The sequence below is a fragment of the Marinobacter sp. Hex_13 genome (assembly GCF_001566815.1).
Taxonomy (GTDB): domain Bacteria; phylum Pseudomonadota; class Gammaproteobacteria; order Pseudomonadales; family Oleiphilaceae; genus Marinobacter; species Marinobacter salarius.
This window is the reverse complement of record NZ_LSMM01000045.1, coordinates 1-18,553: the sequence shown is the minus strand read 5'-3', so window position 1 is coordinate 18,553 and position 18,553 is coordinate 1. Positions and strand designations below refer to the sequence as shown.

Genomic DNA, 18,553 nt, shown 5'->3' with positions numbered 1-18,553 from the left:
ACGTACTGACCTTCAGTCCGGCGGGCTGGCCGGCACTTACGTGCCGTTCAGAATCCAGCCTGCCGCCTTCTCCGCAATCATCAGTGTGGGGGAGTTGGTATTACCGCTGGTGATGGTCGGCATGACACCGGCATCCACCACGCGCAGGCCGGCGACGCCACGAACTCTGAGGTGAGGGTCGACGACTGCCATGTCATCGTCTGCCCGCCCCATGCGGGTGGTTCCCACAGGGTGAAAAATCGTGGTGCCAATGTCTCCCGCCAACCGGGTAAGTTCCTCATCGGTCTGGTACTGAAGGCCCGGCTTGAACTCTTCCGGTTCGTACTTGGCCAATGCCTGTTGCTCTGCAATGCGGCGCGTTACCCGAAGGGAATCCGCTGCGACCTTGCGGTCTTCCTCGGTGTTCAGGTAGTTGGGGGCAATGGCGGGCTTGATTCTGGAGTCCCGGCTACGAATACGCACGGTACCGCGGCTCGTCGGGTTGAGGTTACAAACGCTGGCGGTAATGGCTGGAAAGTCATGCAAAGGCTGGCCAAATGCCTCCAGACTCAATGGCTGAACGTGGTACTGGATGTTGGCGTACTCATATTCTTCGGAACTGCGGGTAAACAGACAGAGTTGGGAGGGGGCCATGCTCATGGGGCCGGAGCGGGTAAGCAGATACTCCAGCCCAATTCGTGCCTTGCCAATCAGTGAGTTGGCCATGGTGTTCAGGGTCTTCGCGCCCCGAACCTTGTAGACCGATCGAATCTGAAGGTGATCCTGAAGATTCTCGCCGACGCCGGGTAAGTCGGCAACAACCGGGATATCGTGTTCCCGAAGCAGATCCGCGGGGCCAATGCCCGACAGCTGCAGCAACTGGGGGGATCCGATAGCGCCGGCTGAGAGGATGACTTCGCGGCGTGCGTGGGCGGTAATTTCCCCCTCTCCCGGTCGTTCAACACGTACGCCGGTGCATCGGGGCTTTTCACCGGCCGCCATGTCCAGCGCCATGACATGGGTGGAATGCCACAGTGTCAGGTTAGGGCGCGTCTTGGCTGGCCGCAGGAACGCCTTCGAGGTGCTCCAGCGCCAGCCGGAGCGCTGGTTGACTTCGAAGTAGTCAACGCCTTCGTTGTCGCCGCGGTTGAAGTCCCGGGTTCGGGGAATGCCAGCCTGAACGCAGGCGCTGGCAAAATCCTCCAGAACGGTCCATTTCAGCCGCTGATGCTCGATCCGCCACTCACCGCCGTGGCCGTGGTAATTCCCGTGTTCCGGATCGGCGTCGCCTTCTTCGTCCAACCGGTAGTGATCTTCATGACGCATAAAGTCGGGTAGGCAGTTATCCCATGACCACGCCTGCTCTCCGGTAACATCGGCCCAGTGGTTGTAATCCCGGGCCTGGCCACGAATGTAGAGCATGCCATTGATGCTGGAGCAGCCACCCAGGGTTTTCCCCCTGGGGTAGATCAGTGATCGACCATTCAGGCCGGGGTCCGGCTCGGTGCGAAAGCGCCAGTCCGTGCGCGGATTGTCGATGCAATAAAGGTAGCCCACTGGAATATGGATCCAGTGGTAATTGTCACGACCGCCCGCCTCGATCAGCAGCACCCGGTTGGCCGGGTCGGCGCTCAGACGGTTGGCCAGCAGGCAGCCGGCAGAGCCGGCCCCGACGACGATGTAATCAAACTCGTGCTGCCCGTGTGCATTGTTGTTATTGGACATGGTCTGTCTCCCGGACTGGTTTGCGTGTTACTTGGCGGTTGGCATCACAAACTCGGCACCGGCATCGATGGAGTCTGACCAGCGCTGCATAATGGATTTCTGCCGAGTATAGAATTTAACGCCCTCTTCACCGTAGGCATGGGTGTCGCCAAACATTGAGCGTTTCCAGCCACCGAATCCGTGCCAGGCCATGGGAACCGGAATGGGCACGTTGATACCGACCATGCCAATCTGAATGCGACGGCCAAATTCACGGGCGACGCTGCCGCTCTCGGTGAAACAGCTGACACCGTTGCCGAATTCATGATCATTGATCAGGCGGATGGCAGTCGCAACATCGGGAACCCGCACACAGGCCAGCACCGGGCCGAAGATCTCTTCCCGGTAAATTGTCATCTCCGGAGTGACGTGATCGAACAGCGTGCCACCCATCCAGAAACCTTCGCCGCAGCCTTCGCCCGTTGACGTTGCATCGAAGTCGCGGCCGTCGACCACCAGTTCAGCGCCTTCAGCCACACCTTTATCAATATAACCGGTAATGCGCTGGTGAGCGCTGGCACTGACAATCGGACCCATTTCGGCGTCCAGGTCCATGCCGTTCCTGACCTTCAGGCTGCGTGCCCTCTCGGCCAGCCTGGGGATGAGTTTGTCAGCGACATCACCGACCAGAACCGCCACGCTGATGGCCATGCAACGTTCGCCGGCACTGCCGTAACCCGCGCCAATGAGCGCATCCACGGCTTTGTCCAGATCGGCATCGGGCATAACCACCATGTGGTTCTTGGCGCCGCCGAGGGCCTGAATGCGCTTGCCGTGACGGGCGCCATTTTCATAGATCAGATTGGCAATCGGAGTGGAGCCGACAAAACTCAGCGCCATGACGTCCGGGTGCTCAATGAGCGCTTCCACCGCACCCTTGTCACCCTGCACCACATTGAACACGCCGTCGGGCAGGCCAGCCTGTTTGAGCAAATCAGCGAGCATCAGAGACGCACTGGGGTCGATCGGGCTGGGCTTGAGCACAAAGGTATTGCCGGCAGCGATTGCCACCGGGAACATCCACATGGGCACCATCACCGGGAAGTTAAACGGCGTAATACCAGCGACCACGCCCAGGGGCTGGCGGGTCGTCCAGTTATCGATACCGGTACTGACCTGTTCGGTATAGTCGCCTTTGAGAAGCTGGGGAATACCGCAGGCAAACTCCACGATATCAATCCCCCGGGCAACTTCCCCCTGAGCGTCGGTAAAGACCTTGCCATGTTCGCGAGTAATCGCTTCGGCCAGTTCGTCTTTGTGCTGGTTAAGCAGTTCCAGAAACCTGAACATGACACGTGCGCGACGAATCGGCGGGGTGTCCGCCCAGCTTGGGAAGGCAGCAGACGCAGCGGCCACGGCCTGATCAACATCATCGCGGTTGGCAAGAGCGGTCTGGCCTGAGACCTTGCCGGTAGCGGGATTGAATACGTCCTGAGTTTGGCCGGAGCTGCCTTCTGAAATTCGCCCATTGATATAATGCTGGATCGTTGGATTGCTCATGGTTGTCTTTTCCTGTTTTTGATTCAGTTTTTTGTAAGGGTTCTGGATGCCTTTATTCGGGGCATTCGTCGCCGCTGGATAAGAATTGAACAGTTAATTTACGGTCGGTCAGGTACCGAAGCAATTGAGTTATTTTAAATCATGATATAAGTAATGCTTATATTGGAGCTCAGGAGGGAAAGACGGCTATGCAACACTTGCAGGGATTACGTGCCTTTGTGTCTGTGGCTCGTGAGGGGAGTGTTTCCAGGGCTGCCGAGCGACTGCATCTGACACAGCCGGCCGTGAGCCTGAAGCTGAAACAGTTACAGGATGATCTTGGCCTCAGGCTTTTTCGGCGTAAGCCGCAGGGTTTGGTGCTGAGTGCTGATGGTCACAACCTGTTGCCGGTGGCCGAAAAGGCGTTGGCGGGGATAGCTGCATTTGAGCAAAGCGCCCAGGCATTGCACAGCACTGTTCGCGGACGCCTTAAGATTGGCACCATCGTGGACCCCGAATTTATCCGTCTGGGGTCGTTTCTACACCAATTGGTGGCTCGCGCGCCCCAACTTGAAACCGAGCTGCATCAGGGAATGAGTGGCCGGGTTCTGGAACAGGTCCGTAATGGCAGCCTGGACGTTGGTTTTTTTCTTGCCCCGCCAGGTCTGGGCGCTGGACAGTCATCGCCAGAATTAATGTACAGAGAGCTGACCCGGTTTGACTATCACGTTATTGCACCGGCGGGATGGGCGTCACGGGTGGCGGACAGTCGCTGGTCGAGCCTCGCCGGGCTGCCCTGGATCGTGACACCGCCGGATTCAGTGCACAATCGGTTATTGGCTGACGCAATGGAGCCTCATGGATTGGTTCCAAATGGCGTTGCACAGGTCGACCAGGAAGCCTGCATGCTGGACCTGGTCAGGGCGGGCGTCGGGCTCAGCCTGGCCCGGGATGCCCTGGCGATGGCAGAGCGACAGGAACGGGGGCTGGTCGTTGTGGAAGGCGTGCGTATCCCCTGTGCCCTGAGTTTTATCTGGCGCAAGGACCGGGAGGAAGAGCTGGTGATTGCAGAGGCGCTGGAGGCTCTTGCCGGTGTGTGGTTGTTTGAGACTCTTGATGACATCGATCGTGAAAACCGGCCCATTAGCCCGTGACACTTTCCATCAGACGCTGGCGGAACCAAATATGGGCCGGGTCATTGTCCATCACCGGTGCCCACAGCAGGTAGACCGGCAACGAGGGTACCTCTACCGGAAACGGCAGGGTCTTCAGCCCGAATGCCCGGGCGTACTGCTGGGCCAGACGTTCGGGCACCGTGGCAATCATGTCGGAGCCGCTGCAGGTGGCCAGCATACTGGCGAACTGGGTGACCCTGGCCCCGGTTCGCCGTTGCCACCCCGGTTCGTTGAGGATCTGGTCCAGGGGCAAGCGCCGGTTCCGATCCGGCAGTACGACGTGTTCGGCGTCCAGAAACTGCTGTTTGCTGCAATCGCCCTGCAGGTCTGGGTGGTCCTGTCGTGCCACCACCGCAAGCCTCTCCGCGAGAAGCACTTGCCGCCGTAATCGATCGTTCTCCGTTGCAAAGGCATCCACGGCAAGATCCGCTTCGGCGGTATACAGCCTCTGGGGCATGTCATCGCCGGCCAGGGCGACCTCCACCACCACATTGGGCGCCTCGCTTCTCAGGCGTGTCAGTAACGTTGGTAACACTACCATCTCGAAGTAATCGTTGCTGAGCACGCGAAAGCGTCGCTGGCTGGTGCTAGGCACAAAGCGATTGGCCGGGTCCAGTGTGTCGCGCATGGCGCCGAGTTGCTGGCTGAGGCTTCTGTGCAGCTCACGGGCGCGGGGTGTCGGCACCATGCCCTGATGGGTACGCACAAACAGGGGGTCACCCAGGGTATGACGCAGGCGCTGCAATGCGGCACTGATCGCCGGCTGGCTCATGCCCAGGGAATCGGCGGCGCGGGACAGTTGCCCGGCTTCCATAATGGCGTCGAACACCGGAAGAAGGTTGAGGTCGACGCTTCGTAAATTCAGCTTCATGGATAATACTTATACCAAATATTGAATAGGAAAATATAGCTCTCCCGAGTAGCCTCAGAAGACGTACAAACCCTCGTCTCGGAGAACAATAATGGACGATCAGAAACTGACGATGCTGGTTACGGCTTTTATTGTGGTTACCGCCCTTTGGGAGGTAGTCAGCGGCCGTACCCGTGAAGGTCGCAAGAACACGCAGGACTGGCGCATGGCATTTCTTGCCACGTTCATGATGGTGGCGGTGCAAAGGCCGTTGGTGTTGCTGTTGCTGACGCTGGGTCTGTCAACGCTGATTCCTGGCAGCGCCGGTTCACTGGCCTGGCTCGAGCAGGCCTATTTCTGGCCCACGTTGATCGTGTTTTTCTGCGTGGAAGAGTTTATCCACGGCAGTTTCCACCTGTTTGCCCACCGGCGCCGACCCAATAACCGTGTTCTGCAATGGGTTCAGGCATTTTACAAGATGAGCCACCGCCCGCACCACATGTCGGGCGGCCAGGACAACAAGGGCCAATTGACGGTAACGCAGACCTTCGTCAATGGCTGGGCCTGGTGGCTGATCATGCCCAACTACACCTTCCAGTTGCTGTGTCTTTATCTGGGGCTGGTAGAGGTGTTCCTGATTGCCACCGCCTTCAAGGGACTATGGGCGGCCCATACTCATGTGAACTGGAATTATGACCTGTATTTCCACAACCACCGCTGGGCCTGGGTTCGCAAGACCATGTGGGCACTGGCGCATATTCTGGTCTTTCCCACTCAGCACCACCATCATCACGCCCGCGGGCCCAATTCAGCCAAGAATGTGACCTCCACGCTGGCGATCTACGATTGGCTGGTGTTTGGCACACTCGCCATTGAAACCAGCAAACCCAAGGTCTATGGCTGGCGCCAGAAAGACCATGAGGCAAACAGTGCATTGAAACGCTATTTCTGCTGGGATGTTCGACCCTATGTGCCAAAAACATAGGCGGTGAAATTTTTTTTGGAATAAACGCCAGGCTCAGCCGTCTCCCTGATGAAAGCCACCCGAAACGGGTAAATCAGGAGGACGTAACCATGAAAAAGCATGTACTGACACTCGCAATCTGTTCCATTCTTTCCACCGGCGTTTTCGCCGCAGAAGGGTCTGGCGCGGCCAATGCAAACGCGCAGGCTGAAACCAACATGAGTGCGGAAGCCAGCACCCGCAACGGTGTTTCCGCGAATGGTGGTGCCTCTGCAAGCGCAGAGGGCAGTGTCAACGGCGAAGCCGCTCGAGACGAAGCTGCCGACCAACGCCAGGCGGCCAGTGAAGAAGCCCGCGGAAGGGCCGATCAGGCGGTCAGCGCTGGCGTTGAAACCGGCCAGAAGGTGCGAGCAACCGCGGATGCTACAGCGGACACGGCTCGCGATGAAGCTGGTGAGAAGCGCGAACAGGCGCAAGAGCGCATGAACGAGACCCGAAATGCTGAAATTCGCGCTGAAACCAATCAGCAGATCGGAACGTCTGTATCTGAGAGCGTCCGGAGTGAAGTGCAGAACACCGTCAAGGGGACCGTGAAAGGGTCCGGCAGTGGCGGCCTGCTATAACCACTCCTCCAGACTCGCCGGGCCATAGGGCCCGGCTTTCTTTTGGACGCCCAAGTGAAAGGAGCAGACATGCAGTTGATTCAACGTATTTTGACCTTGCCCCTGGCCATTGGCCTGGCGTCACCGGCATTGATGGCTCAGGCGCAGGAGAAAGCGTCGGCGAACGGATATCTTGAAGGCGGTTTTGAGCACGACAGCAACGTGACCGTGGACGAACTGAACACGTCCGCCGATGAGAGCGATCAGGCCTGGGTTTTCGACGCCGGTCTGGAAGGCATCCTGAAACCCACCGAGCGGTTAAACGTGACACTCGGCTATTCGCTCTCGGGCAGACAGTACCAGAACCTTGATGAATTCGATCAGAACATTCACCTGCTGTCGGCCGATGTCAGTTATGACTTCGACCCGGTCACCGTTGGCACCAGTTATTACTATTCCCACGCAACCCTGGGGTCAGATCCGTTCCTCGATTTCCGGCGTGCCAGTGTCTACCTGGGCAGCCTGCTCGCGGAGGACGTTTATCTGCGGGGCAGCCTGCAGGACAAGCACAAGGAATTTGATGACAGTGATGCGCGGGATGCCAAGATAAAAGGCGCCAGTCTGGATGCGTTCTTCTTTTTCAACCAGGCCCAGAGCCACTTTCTACTCGGCCTTGACGGTGATCGCGAAGATGCGGAGGCGAAAGCCTACGACAATGACCTGCTTCGCGTTCGGGTAGCGTTGGTGCATCGGTTTACCCTGGCCGGCGAGGAAAACCGCCTGCGGTTTGGCTGGCGTTACGAGGACAGGGAGTATGAAGAGGTGACCGTCACCAGTACCAGCCCGGTTCTGACGGACCCTCTGACCGGTGACCTTACCGAACGCTCAAGCAATGAGCGGGCGGACAAAGCCCGTATTCTGGAGGCCAGCTGGCGGATTGGACTCAACGAGGTGTTTAGTGTTGAGCCCAGTGTTTCCTGGGGCCAGTACACCTCGAACGTGGATTCTGCGGATTACGACAAGACGGTGGCGGGGGTGACGCTCAGGGCGGATTTCTGAAACCCGACAGTCAGAAATCCAGAAAGCCGTGACCGAATTCGGTGTCTCGGCCAGGACGGCCAAGATCCTTCGCTGCATTGATCAGGGCACCAATGGCCTTGTCTTCCGAAAGTTCATTACGTTGGCAGGCCAGTGCAGCGGCAACCACTGGCGACGCCAGCGAGGTGCCGCTGTCTGCAACCATGCCGGCATCAGGGTGTGCTACCGGAACGGTGACGCCGTTGCTGGCAAACATCACCTGTTCACCCCGATTGGCCCAGCGGTAGAGCTTCCCGGAACTATCAGCCGCCGTCACACCGATCACTTCCGTGTAGGCGGCCGGATATAATGGCGGGGCAGAGGGCCCTTGATTGCCTACCGCCGCAACCATCAGCACGCCGCGCTCCCTGAGGCGGCTCACCGCCGCAGCGAGAAGCTGGTTGTCCGGGCCGGTCAGGCTGATGTTGATAACCGACAAATCCTGACCGGCCAGCCAGTTCAGGCCTTCCAGTAAATGACCAAGTGTGGCGCCTGAGAGGGTGCGATCCCGGTCATAGAACACCGAGGCATTGAAGATCGTAGCCTGCGGCAGCCGGGCAGGCCATTGCCCAGGCCGGTTGCCCACCAGCAGGCTGGCGACGGCCGTGCCGTGAATCATAGGCTCAGCGAGACTTCCTTCCATTTCCGCCAATGCCAGAAAACGCTCCTGCACAACCTGTGCACTTTCAAATACCCGATGGTCTGTGGCAATCGACGTATCCACCATTCCAACGCGAACCGGGGCGGTGCAGAGGCTACGCCACTGTGGCACTTTGGTCTCTGACAGGGGCTCTTTCGCACCCGTTTGCGGAGCATAGATATGGTTGCGGTCCAGCCGATCCGCGAGTTCTGGTAGGGCGTCCTGTAGGGCATTATGGGAATCCAGCTCGGCAGTGACCCGGAAGCGCACCACGGTCATTCCCAGGCCGGTCAGCTCTCGGCGTTCGAGAACTGTGATCTCCGGCTGGTCAAGGCGGGCGAGTTCCGCAGCGGTACCGGTCACCAGCCACTGACCTTCCACGGCACGGAAACCGTCGTCCAGTTGGATATCATTGAACGCTTTCTGTCCCTGACGCGTGAGAATGGAAAGGACTGACGGTAACGCTTCGAGCTGTTCCATGAGCTCTGTGGCCTGTGTGTTGATCTGCTTCTCAAGGCGACGGTCCATGGCCTGCTCCACCATGCGCTGTGTCTTCTGTTCAACCTGGCGGGTTATTGGATCTATCTGGCCGCTGGTTACGTCACCGACACCGATGGACAAGGCCGGTGCGGAAAGCGTGCAAAGAGCGATTGCAGGGAACAAGTGTCTCAAGAGAAAAGGTTTCATCGTGCCCGTCCGATTAAAGATGTGTGTCATACGATACAACGGCCCGGCGGAAAAAAAATTCCTTCGTTCATGGAATAAATCGGTTTCACGACCGTTTTACCGATAGCACCTTTGGAAATGGAAGGCTATGAAAGAGGAAATCACCGAACTATTACCAAGGCTCCGACGATTCGCCTACTCGTTGACCGGCTCCCTGTCAGACGCCGACGACCTGCTACAGAATACGGTGGAGCGTTTGTTGACCCGGGACATGCCGGACGACGCCGACCTTACCAAGTGGGCATTCCGGGTTTGCCGTAACGTCTGGATAGACGAGTGTCGCGCGCGTAAGGTTCGGCGGGACGCCGCGGAACATCCGGAGTTGACGGATGGCCAGGTGATCAATGGCGAGCACCAGACCACCAAAGAGATCGAATGGCACCGAGTGGACGCTGCGATGGCAAGATTGCCACAGGACCAACGCCAGATTATCTCCCTGGTGGCAATCCAGGGCATGCCCTACAAAATCGTGGCTGAGATTCTGGAAGTGCCCAAGGGTACGGTGATGAGCCGGCTGGCCCGAGCCAGGGCGGCATTAAGCGAGGCCCTGGCGCCTGTAACCATGAGGACCGATTCATGAAGATGACTGATGAAACCCTGTCGGCTTTCCTCGATAACGAACTGACCGACGCGGAGATGGAAGCGGTTCGGGACCAGATTGAGAAGGATCCAACGCTGGCAGATCGACTGGCCGAGATGGCGTCCGTGGATGCCGAACTACAGGCCCATTACGGCTCGATCGATGACCGTCCCATGCCGGCATCAATTACCCGAATGCTGGAGGAAAAGGCCTCCCGGAGTGCTGCGCCCGCGCAGGACAATGTGGTCACTTTTCCGTGGTGGCGCAGGCTGCCCGGCCACACGGGTAAAGCGATCGCCGCCGCTATCATCGCGGGGGTGGCGCTGACGCAATGGCTGACGGTAGCAACGGACGGCGATCCGATGTCGCCCGCGGTGGCGAACGTTCTGGATAGCCAGCCCAGTGGCGAAGTTTACCAGGTTAATGACCAGGTAAGCTTGACGCCGAGACTGACGTTCCAAAGCCAGGCCGGCCAATGGTGCCGCCAGTTCCGCCTGGAGACGCAAACGTCCGCGTCGGAGCAAATTGCCTGTCGCACTGGCGAGGGTTCCTGGGAACAGGTGGCCACTGCCGAAGCAGAGCCTTCCCTGGCACCTGATGTATACCAGACAGCGAGCGGTGGCAGTGTGCTTGACGAGGAACTGGACCGGCTGATGGCCACGCCCCCCGTTGGGCCGAACCAGGAGCGTGCGTTGCTTGAACAGCAGTGGAGGCGTAATTAACAGTCCTGCGTCCCAGCGGTTTGCGGTTCCGGTGGATGGCAACACGGGGGAATCCAGCTAGTATCAAGGTGTTTATCCTTCGCTGACCTGATGGGGCTGTAATGACCGAATACTTTATCCAGGCGTTTATCTATCTGACCGCCGCTGTTGTCGCGGTGCCATTGGCGAAGCGCCTGGGTTTGGGGTCGGTATTGGGGTATCTGGTGGCGGGTGTCGTCATCGGGCCGGTGACGGGGCTGGTGGGCCAGGAAACCGCAACCATTCAGCATTTTGCCGAGTTTGGTGTGGTCATGATGCTGTTTCTGGTGGGCATGGAGCTGGACCCGAAATCCCTCTGGGCCATGCGGATTCGTTTGCTGGGCCTGGGCGGCCTGCAAGTGGTGCTCACCTCCGCTGCCGGAATGGCGATTGCCTGGTGGATGGGGCTGCAATGGCAGACCACCGTCGCCGTTGGCCTTATCTTCTCGTTGTCTTCCACCGCCATTGTGCTGCAGACCCTGAACGAGAAAGGACTTAGCAAAACCGAGGGGGGCCGGGGCGCTTTCTCGGTGCTGTTGTTCCAGGATATTGCGGTCATTCCCATGCTGGCGGTGATTCCCCTGCTGGCGATATCCGAACTGGCGGGCGTTGGGGCGACGGACCCCGGGCACCAGGGCGGTTTCAGCCTGGTGGCGCATCTGCCAGGCTGGGCTCACGCCCTGGTGGTGATCGGCTCTGTGACTACGGTGATCGTCGGCGGTCATTACCTGAGCCGGCCCCTGTTTCGTTACGTGGTTCAGTCCGGTATGCGGGAGGTCTTTACGGCCACCGCGTTAATGCTGGTGATCGGTATCGCCGCGCTGATGAGCATCGTCAATCTGTCGCCGGCGCTCGGGGCCTTCCTCGCCGGTGTGGTGCTGGCCAACAGCGAGTTCCGTCACGAACTCGTGGCCAACATCGAGCCCTTCAAAGGGCTACTGCTCGGGTTGTTTTTCATCACGGTGGGTGCCGGTATCAACTTTGAGGTGCTGGCGGCGCAATGGGGCACAGTGATCACATTGGCGCTGGCGGTTATCCTGGTCAAGGCAGCAATTCTGCTGCTCCTGGCATTGTTATTCGGGCTGCGGGGCCGTGATGGCTGGCTGTTCACCCTCGGGCTGGCCCAGGCCGGCGAATTCGGCTTCGTGCTGCTGACCTACAGCATGCAGAACAGTGTGATCCCCGCGGACATCGCCCAGCTTCTGGGATTGGTGGTGGCGCTGTCCATGTTCCTGACGCCGCTGTTGTTTATTGCCTACGACCGGCTGATCTTGCCGCGGTATCGTGAAGCCCGCAATGAGCAGCGGGAAGCCGATGTGATCGAGGAGCAGGCGCCAGTGATCGTGGCCGGGGTTGGACGATTTGGCCAGATTGTGTGCCGGTTGTTGCGCGCCAACAAGATTCCCATTGTCGCGCTGGATCTGGCCCTGGATCAGATCGAAAACCTGCGACGTATCAACATCAAAAGCTATTTCGGTGACGCCAGCCATACGGGGTTACTGGAAACGGCGGGCATCGCCCACGCGCGCTTGCTCGTGGTTGCGATTGACGACCGGGATAGAGCCGTGGCCCTGGTGCACCATGTCAAACAACACTACCCCGGCGTCTGGGTACTGGCACGGGCGTTCGATCGGGGCCATGGATATCAGTTGCGCCAGGCCGGCGCTGACGACGTCGTGAGCGAAACCTACCATTCTGCGGTGGAGCTGGGTGGCCATGCACTGACCGCATTTGGCGTTCACCCATTGCGGTCGCGGCAGATGACCTGGGCATTTATCAATAATGAGAAGTCCCACGAGGACGAACTGTTCGACGCCTGGAAGGAAATCGAAGAGGGTATCCGCTTTAGCCCCCGTTATGGTGAGCTGTTCATGAAGCTGGAGGACACCCTGAGTGACGTGATGCAGCAGGACTGGGAGCCGCCCAGCCGTGAGGAGGTGCCCTTGTGGTCACCTCCCAGAACGGATGAGTGATGTTTGCGATGCCTAGTTGGTGCTGAACCTGAACCGGCGCCGACCCCATCCCATCATAAACAGCAGGGCCAATATCGGCCAGGACATGCTACCGCCACCGCCGCCTGACGATGAGTCGTCAGAGGCCGAGCCGGAGGAAATGGAGTTGTCCACTTGCTGGACGTTGTAGGCCGACAGCTCGGCGTCCGGATCAAGGGAGCTGTAGATCCGCCCCACACCCTCCGCAAAGGCCTCAATTTCAATAGTATTGTCCAGAAGCTGTCCATCCATGGTGATACGGGTTTGTCTGAGTGTGACCAACACGGCACGCGGCTCCCCGTCTACGCTGGTTGTGGACTCCTCAATCAATTCAATGGTCGTGGTGAAATTGACCTGATTGCCCTGCCGGCCATTGATGTAGCTGGAGAGGGTGGCACGTGAAGTGACACTCGTGCCCAGCTCAAGCGAGCTGGGGATCATTAGCAGACCATCCCCGTAGGTGATTCGAATCCGATCTCCTTCCGAATCAACAAACCGGCTTTCAAGCAGATAGACGCCAGTAGTACGACGTACCAGGCGGTCATCGCCATTTGGGAAAATGAACTTGAACATACCTGCGCCGCTTATGGATTCGCTTCGGAACTGGTAGCCATCCGATGGGTCGGAGAAAACCCAGGTGATGTCCCCCAAGGGGAAAAAGTCCATCGTATTGTGGGTGGGAAAGTCGTCAGAAACGTCGGGATTGTAACCGGAGGCGACTTCTGAGGCGTTCGTGGCGCCGTCACCGTCATAGTCCTGGGACGCATCATCGGGATTGTATGGGTCGAGCGCCAGATACTGGTCTTCCAGCGAGTCTGGCAGGCCGTCTCCATCGGAATCGCGGTTGGGATCCCCTGCAGGATAATCCTCCTCATCGGTCATGGATGTACCGTTGAGGTACTCGCTCAGATTGCTGTAACCATCTGCGTCCAGGTCTTCCTGGGCATCGGCACTGTCAAAGGGATCCAGTCCCACTGCGAGTTCGTCTGTGTCGGGGATGCCGTCGTTGTCGGAATCATTGTCACAGGCGTCGCCAAACTCATCGCCATCATGATTGTCTTGATTGGCATTGGCGGTGTTGGGGCAGTTATCTTCGAGGTCAAACAGCCCGTCGTCGTCAGTGTCCGCTGTGAAATCGAGTAGTGAGATGTCAGGCCCCCCGCTTGCGGCCATTTCAATCGCCACCAGGTGGGCGCCATAGGCCAGAATACGGGTGTCCAGGGCATCGAATATAGAGTTCTCTTCAAGGAGCTCGTAGTTGTCGGACCAGGTTTGCAGCACGGCATTGCCATCAACTGCTGCAATGGTGTGGAGGGTATCTCCCGTCCAGGCGGCGTCTGTTATTTCATTGGACAGATAGTTGAGTTCGGCGAGGGAATAGGCGTCGTGGAGCTTGCCTCCGCCGGTCAGCAGCAATTGGCCTGCAGGGTCGAAGTGCAATGGTGCGGCTGCGTAGCCGCTGCTGTGATAGGGGGAGTCGCCCTTGCTGCCCAAAAGCCCGGTGGTTGAGCTCAGCTCGGACCATTCAATGTCATTGGGCGATGTTCCGGACCGGAAGTGATAGATACGCTCGGTGACAGGATTCCATAGGTATTCTGAGCTGGCGTGCCGCCATTCAACGGAGTCCACCATTGTTCCGGATGCGTCAAAGCTGTAGAACCGCTCCCAGGCACCGGAGGCATCCACCGCAAAGAGATAATCGCCTGCGGATTCCAGACCCAGAACACTTTGTGGTAGGTTGGTGAACGGAGTTTCCTGAAGTGTCCCGGTGGACATGACTATCTGGCTGATCTTTCCACCAGTGTAGCCCAGGTAAAGTCGCCCATGGGCTGGGGAATACGTCATCCACGTGGGTGGGTTCAGCAGGCCGATGCTGTCAACATAGGTTTGCGTTTCCGCCGACCAGATGTGAATGGCCAGTGTCTCCCGGTCGGCCAGATACAACAGGCCTTCCTGGCTGTCGAACTCGATGAAATCCGGGATGAAATCCGAAGTTTCCGGATTGGGGGGCTCGCCTGGCGATGGCGTGGCAAGACTGTCGAGGTCCAATACTTCAACACTGATCTGACTGCTGTTCTCGTAGAAAGCAAAGACAGCGTCACCGTAGCTGGCAATTTTCAGAGGTTGCTGGTTGAGGCCCATCTGAGCCACTTCCAGCATGGCGTTGTTGTATTGATGAACGGTATTGCCACGGAGCACCAGCAGGTCGCCCTGCCAGAAAGTCATATCGTCAAACGCGCCAGCAAGGCTGCCGGCGTAGGTCAGGTCGTTGGCGAAATAAAGGATGCCCTGATTGTCGAGTACGCGACTTTCATCCGGGAACAGGTAAAGTTGACTGGCACTGGGATAATCCCCGTGGGCGGGGCTGTCCATATCGCTCCCCATTGTGCCATCCGCATTGAGTGGGATTTTAACAATATCGGACGGTGAAATGCCGTCTGACCGATAGTACAGCGCTGACTGTGCTGGTGATCCCACAGACCCGGTCCCCCTGTAGAAAACCGTTTTTTCTTCTATGAGTGTGTAATCTGACAGGTTCCGAGCCATGACCCGGTTGAAACCCTGTACCAGATAAAGGGCGTTTCCTACCGCATGGAGTGCCGTCATGTCTTCGCCGGTGTTGGCAATGAAAGTCGGTGTCTGCGAATCGAGATCTATTGCGTAGGCACTGCGCCGATAGGCCACATACAGATTGTTACCCTGAATTTCTGCGGCAGTTGGTACGTTATTGAGGGGAATATCCGACAACATGGATTGCGACACCATGTCGTAGCGGACGACTTTATTCGGGGCAGCGAAAGTGAAATAAATCACACCATCGTCCTGGTCGATATCAACCAGCGCAGCGTGAGAAACGGTCGAAAAAAAGCAAAAACACACCAGAAAGAACGCTTTCAGCGCCTTTGGAGAATGTCGCATACAACGTTCCCTGTTTAAGTGACTGGACAACGATACTGAACGCGGATCAGGCGTTCTTCACACACATCACGTGCGTCGTGCACGGTATGATGTTAATTGATTAAGGATAGTTAATCATCCGCGGCATTAACTTGATAGGTGTCTCATTGGGGAAACCCCAGTCTGTTGATTCTCCACTGAAGGTTCTGTTCATTCATGCAAATACAGCTATCACATTTGTGGAGTATCTGTTCGTTTTTGAAAGGGGTAGTCTGAATTCACTGAAACACGAAGGAGAATTCAGACATGAAGGTACTGATTGTACTGGCCCACCCGGAAAGGCGGTCATTCAGTGGGGGTTTGGTGGATGTGGCTACGGAAACCCTGAATCTGGCGGGGCACGAGGTAGAAATAGACGATCTCTATGGGGAAGGTTTTGATCCGGTGGAGCGTTCGTCGTGGTATGGCAAGCGTCAGGATGAGTGCTATTTTGCTCCGCTGACGGAGCAGCGGGCTCACTATGATGCCAATGCATTACCTCAAGACGTGCAGCGTGAGATAGCCAGGCTGAATTGGGCCGATCTGGTGATTTTCCAGTTTCCGCTATGGTGGCATTCTCAACCCGCCATATTGAAGGGCTGGTTTGATCGTGTGTTGGTCTATGGCGGACTTTACTCGGGAAGCATGCGCTATGATCGTGGCTATTTTCGCGGTAAACAGGCGATGTGTTCCGTGACCACAGGTTCGCCGGAGCAGGCGTTCATGCCATTTGGCCGCGCTGGCAATATGGTGGAATGGCTGTGGCCGGTTCATTCTTCACTGTATTACGTGGGCTATGACGTGCTGGCACCGCACATAAGCTATGGGGTGCAGGGTGGCGGCATCCGCTATCAGGAGGAAGGCGCGTTCCGGGACCATCTGGAGGCACTGAAAGACCAGTGGGCGCACCGGTTGTCGGGGATTGAACAGGACGCGCCAATTCCCTTTACTGGCTGGAATGACTGGGACGATGCCGGAGTGCTCAAACACTCGAATCCGACGCGTTGGCGGTTGTGAGCAACGTTGTGATTTGCCCTGAGAAGACTATGCTTGAGCTAAGGCCCGGCAGAGGAGAGCATCGCCTTGGCACAACAACGGGACGTCACGGTCTTTTACGATGAACGGGTATTGGCCCATCACCCCGATACCAACATGGATTTCCTGCCCGGCCGCCTGGACAAACGGGTACGTTCCATTCTTTCAGGCCTCAATGTGCAGTGGAAGTACCCCGAGCATCCAGGCCGTATTACCGCGATCATGGACTTGCTCGCCCGTGATCCCATTCCCGGTGTCCGGATCGAGCCTGGTAAGGCGGCAACGCCGGATCAGTTGAGCCGGGTTCATACGACTTCGTTCCTGGACGACATATTCTCATTGCGGGACGAAAGTGCGTGGCTGGATGTGGATACCACAGCCGTTTCACCGGGCAGTGTTGAAGCTGCCGAAGTGGCTGCAGGCACGGCCATCGCAGCCGTGGAAGCGGTGGTTGAGGGCCGAACGAACAGCGCCTTCGCAATGGTCAGGCCGCCTGGTCACCATGCTGAGCCAGTACGCGCAAGGGGGTTCTGCCTCTTCAATAATGTTGCCGTTGCGGCTGCACACGCGCAGGCGGAGCTGGGCTGTGAACGGGTATTGATCGTCGACTGGGACGCCCACCATGGCAATGGTACCCAGGACATCTTCTGGGCGGATCCGGACACCATGTTTTTTGATATTCACCGGGCCGCACCATTTTACCCAGGCAGTGGCGCGTTAACCGACGTAGGCGCCGGCCTGGGCGAGGGCACCACCATTAACGTGCCCATGCCCGGTGGCGCGGGCGATGTCGCTTACCTGAAAGCGCTGCGGGAGATACTGGTACCCGCCGCAGACTACTTCAAACCGGACCTGGTACTGGTTTCCGCCGGCTTTGATGCCCATTGGTACGACCTGGCGCTCAATGTGTCCTACGAAGGCTTCTCAGCCATGACGGGCATTGTGCAGGAAATTGCGGACAAGCACTGTAACGGCCGGCTGGTCATGGTGCTGGAGGGCGGTTACAATACCGAATCATTGTCTCATGGCGTGCACGCAGTGCTTCGGGCACTGGCCGGTGGCACGTTGGCGGAACCAAGGGTCTGCGGCATGGAAGAAGTGGACACTGCCATCGATTTTCATAAGGGCGCCTTCGAGCCCGATAACACGGATTAGTCCTTCTCTGCAGCCTTCCCAAAAATAAAATAGCGGTTTCCTATCGAACGGCTAAAAACAATCAATTTGAATGTTTTTGATCAAATCAATACTTTAGCCAACTCAAGTTAGCCAATGCCTAAACTCAACCAACGGGAGATATCTACTATGGGTATGATTAACAGCGAAATTAAACCGTTCAACGCCACCGCCTTTAAAGGCGGCGAGTTCGTTGAAATTTCTGAAGCCGACGTAAAAGGGAAGTGGTCTGTCTTCTTCTTCTACCCGGCCGACTTCACTTTCGTATGCCCGACCGAGCTGGGCGACGTTGCCGACAAGTATGAAGAGCTGCAGAAGCTGGGTGTGGAAGTATTCTCCGTATCCACCGATACGCACTTTACCCACAAGGCGTGGCACAGCAGCTCCGAGACTATCGGCAAGATCAACTACTTCATGGTAGGCGACCAGACCGGCACCATCACCAACAACTTTGGTGTGATGCGTGAAGGCCAGGGCCTGGCAGACCGCGCTACTTTCCTGATCGACCCGGATGGTGTTATCCAGGCCATGGAAATCACTGCCGAAGGTATCGGCCGTGACGCTGACGACCTGCTGCGCAAGGTAAAAGCGGCTCAGTACGTTCGTAACAACCCCGGCGAAGTTTGCCCGGCCAAGTGGAAAGAAGGCGAAGCGACTCTGACTCCGTCACTGGACCTGGTTGGCAAGATCTAAGGTTTCGGTAACAGTGAAACCTGTAAAAGGCCCGCTCTGCGGGCCTTTTTTGTTGTGCGCCAGGCATGGCGCGTAGCGCCTTGACGGGCGCTGTTCCGGTACAGGTGGTGCTGGCCGGATGACTTGGGGGTGCAAGTCCCCTGTGGAC

Annotated in this window: 15 protein-coding genes; 10 read left to right on the top strand and 5 right to left on the bottom strand. The window is 57.7% G+C overall.

Translation table 11 applies throughout. The features are described 5' to 3' along the window. Positions 1–36: 36 nt before the first annotated feature. Together AXW11_RS11815 and AXW11_RS11810 are read right to left on the bottom strand one after the other, a co-directional pair. A complete protein-coding gene (locus AXW11_RS11815; RefSeq protein ID WP_075196427.1) occupies positions 37–1,704 on the bottom strand; it encodes a GMC family oxidoreductase in 1,668 nt (555 codons plus the stop codon). Positions 1,705–1,731: 27 nt separating this feature from the next. Beyond that, the gene (locus AXW11_RS11810) at positions 1,732–3,243 is read right to left on the bottom strand and encodes a CoA-acylating methylmalonate-semialdehyde dehydrogenase (RefSeq protein WP_041332875.1); all 1,512 of its coding nucleotides are present in this window, start codon (positions 3,241–3,243) and stop codon (positions 1,732–1,734) included. Between the two features lie 188 nt (positions 3,244–3,431). On the opposite strand from AXW11_RS11810, the gene AXW11_RS11805 reads away from it, so the two are divergent. Then, positions 3,432–4,376 (top strand): LysR family transcriptional regulator, encoded by a 945-nt coding sequence (locus AXW11_RS11805; protein ID WP_075196428.1) that lies wholly within the window; start codon positions 3,432–3,434, stop codon positions 4,374–4,376. Here AXW11_RS11805 and AXW11_RS11800 read toward each other — a convergent pair. Then, a complete protein-coding gene (locus tag AXW11_RS11800; RefSeq protein WP_091644432.1) occupies positions 4,366–5,268 on the bottom strand; it encodes a LysR family transcriptional regulator in 903 nt (300 codons plus the stop codon). The genes AXW11_RS11805 and AXW11_RS11800 overlap by 11 nt on opposite strands. A 91-nt stretch (positions 5,269–5,359) precedes the next feature. Here AXW11_RS11800 and AXW11_RS11795 point away from each other — a divergent pair, with 91 nt between their 5' ends. From AXW11_RS11795 to AXW11_RS11785, 3 genes are all read left to right on the top strand, one after another. Further along, positions 5,360–6,232 (top strand): sterol desaturase family protein, encoded by an 873-nt coding sequence (locus tag AXW11_RS11795; RefSeq protein WP_085678273.1) that lies wholly within the window; start codon positions 5,360–5,362, stop codon positions 6,230–6,232. Between the two features lie 89 nt (positions 6,233–6,321). Then, positions 6,322–6,834: a hypothetical protein gene (locus AXW11_RS11790; protein ID WP_091644436.1), complete on the top strand. Its 513-nt coding sequence runs from the start codon at positions 6,322–6,324 to the stop codon at positions 6,832–6,834. Between the two features lie 69 nt (positions 6,835–6,903). Then, a complete protein-coding gene (locus tag AXW11_RS11785) occupies positions 6,904–7,872 on the top strand; it encodes a surface lipoprotein assembly modifier (protein WP_091644438.1) in 969 nt (322 codons plus the stop codon). 10 nt (positions 7,873–7,882) lie between these two features. Here the strand turns inward: AXW11_RS11785 and AXW11_RS11780 are convergent, their stop codons facing one another. Beyond that, on the bottom strand, positions 7,883–9,217 hold the full coding sequence (locus tag AXW11_RS11780; protein WP_169052495.1) for a S8 family serine peptidase: 1,335 nt from the start codon (positions 9,215–9,217) through the stop codon (positions 7,883–7,885). A 127-nt stretch (positions 9,218–9,344) separates the two neighbouring features. On the opposite strand from AXW11_RS11780, the gene AXW11_RS11775 reads away from it, so the two are divergent. The 3 genes from AXW11_RS11775 (at position 9,345) to AXW11_RS11765 (ending at position 12,549) form a co-directional block, all read left to right on the top strand. Next, positions 9,345–9,836 (top strand): RNA polymerase sigma factor, encoded by a 492-nt coding sequence (locus AXW11_RS11775; protein WP_041332886.1) that lies wholly within the window; start codon positions 9,345–9,347, stop codon positions 9,834–9,836. Continuing rightward, a complete protein-coding gene (locus AXW11_RS11770) occupies positions 9,833–10,558 on the top strand; it encodes an RT0821/Lpp0805 family surface protein (protein ID WP_091644443.1) in 726 nt (241 codons plus the stop codon). The genes AXW11_RS11775 and AXW11_RS11770 overlap by 4 nt, the downstream gene beginning before the upstream one ends. A gap of 101 nt (positions 10,559–10,659) precedes the next feature. Beyond that, positions 10,660–12,549, top strand: coding sequence for a monovalent cation:proton antiporter-2 (CPA2) family protein (locus tag AXW11_RS11765; RefSeq protein WP_075196432.1), 1,890 nt, complete (start codon positions 10,660–10,662; stop codon positions 12,547–12,549). A 12-nt stretch (positions 12,550–12,561) separates the two neighbouring features. Here AXW11_RS11765 and AXW11_RS11760 read toward each other — a convergent pair whose 3' ends face one another. After that, positions 12,562–15,486 (bottom strand): YncE family protein, encoded by a 2,925-nt coding sequence (locus AXW11_RS11760; protein ID WP_091644446.1) that lies wholly within the window; start codon positions 15,484–15,486, stop codon positions 12,562–12,564. A 285-nt stretch (positions 15,487–15,771) separates the two neighbouring features. Between AXW11_RS11760 and AXW11_RS11755 the strand changes: the two genes are divergently transcribed. The 3 genes from AXW11_RS11755 to ahpC all read left to right on the top strand — a co-directional run bounded on the left by AXW11_RS11755 (position 15,772) and on the right by ahpC (position 18,405). Then, entirely contained in the window at positions 15,772–16,521 is a 750-nt protein-coding gene (locus AXW11_RS11755; protein ID WP_036211652.1) for an NAD(P)H-dependent oxidoreductase, read from the top strand. 66 nt (positions 16,522–16,587) lie between these two features. Continuing rightward, a complete protein-coding gene (locus AXW11_RS11750) occupies positions 16,588–17,694 on the top strand; it encodes a histone deacetylase family protein (protein ID WP_036211650.1) in 1,107 nt (368 codons plus the stop codon). Positions 17,695–17,841: 147 nt separating this feature from the next. Next, complete coding sequence (gene ahpC / locus AXW11_RS11745) at positions 17,842–18,405, top strand: alkyl hydroperoxide reductase subunit C (protein WP_007153032.1); 564 nt, start codon at positions 17,842–17,844, stop codon at positions 18,403–18,405. The last annotated feature ends 148 nt before the right edge of the window (positions 18,406–18,553 follow it).

Excerpts from the sequence above, each read along its gene's own strand:
- AXW11_RS11815 (WP_075196427.1), bottom strand. The coding sequence starts at position 1,704 with ATGTCCAATAACAACAATGCACACGGGCAGCACGAGTTTGATTACATC.
- AXW11_RS11810 (WP_041332875.1), bottom strand. The coding sequence starts at position 3,243 with ATGAGCAATCCAACGATCCAGCATTATATCAATGGGCGAATTTCAGAA.
- AXW11_RS11805 (WP_075196428.1), top strand. The coding sequence starts at position 3,432 with ATGCAACACTTGCAGGGATTACGTGCCTTTGTGTCTGTGGCTCGTGAG.
- AXW11_RS11800 (WP_091644432.1), bottom strand. The coding sequence starts at position 5,268 with ATGAAGCTGAATTTACGAAGCGTCGACCTCAACCTTCTTCCGGTGTTC.
- AXW11_RS11795 (WP_085678273.1), top strand. The coding sequence starts at position 5,360 with ATGGACGATCAGAAACTGACGATGCTGGTTACGGCTTTTATTGTGGTT.
- AXW11_RS11790 (WP_091644436.1), top strand. The coding sequence starts at position 6,322 with ATGAAAAAGCATGTACTGACACTCGCAATCTGTTCCATTCTTTCCACC.
- AXW11_RS11785 (WP_091644438.1), top strand. The coding sequence starts at position 6,904 with ATGCAGTTGATTCAACGTATTTTGACCTTGCCCCTGGCCATTGGCCTG.
- AXW11_RS11780 (WP_169052495.1), bottom strand. The coding sequence starts at position 9,217 with ATGAAACCTTTTCTCTTGAGACACTTGTTCCCTGCAATCGCTCTTTGC.
- AXW11_RS11775 (WP_041332886.1), top strand. The coding sequence starts at position 9,345 with ATGAAAGAGGAAATCACCGAACTATTACCAAGGCTCCGACGATTCGCC.
- AXW11_RS11770 (WP_091644443.1), top strand. The coding sequence starts at position 9,833 with ATGAAGATGACTGATGAAACCCTGTCGGCTTTCCTCGATAACGAACTG.
- AXW11_RS11765 (WP_075196432.1), top strand. The coding sequence starts at position 10,660 with ATGACCGAATACTTTATCCAGGCGTTTATCTATCTGACCGCCGCTGTT.
- AXW11_RS11760 (WP_091644446.1), bottom strand. The coding sequence starts at position 15,486 with ATGCGACATTCTCCAAAGGCGCTGAAAGCGTTCTTTCTGGTGTGTTTT.
- AXW11_RS11755 (WP_036211652.1), top strand. The coding sequence starts at position 15,772 with ATGAAGGTACTGATTGTACTGGCCCACCCGGAAAGGCGGTCATTCAGT.
- ahpC (WP_007153032.1), top strand. The coding sequence starts at position 17,842 with ATGGGTATGATTAACAGCGAAATTAAACCGTTCAACGCCACCGCCTTT.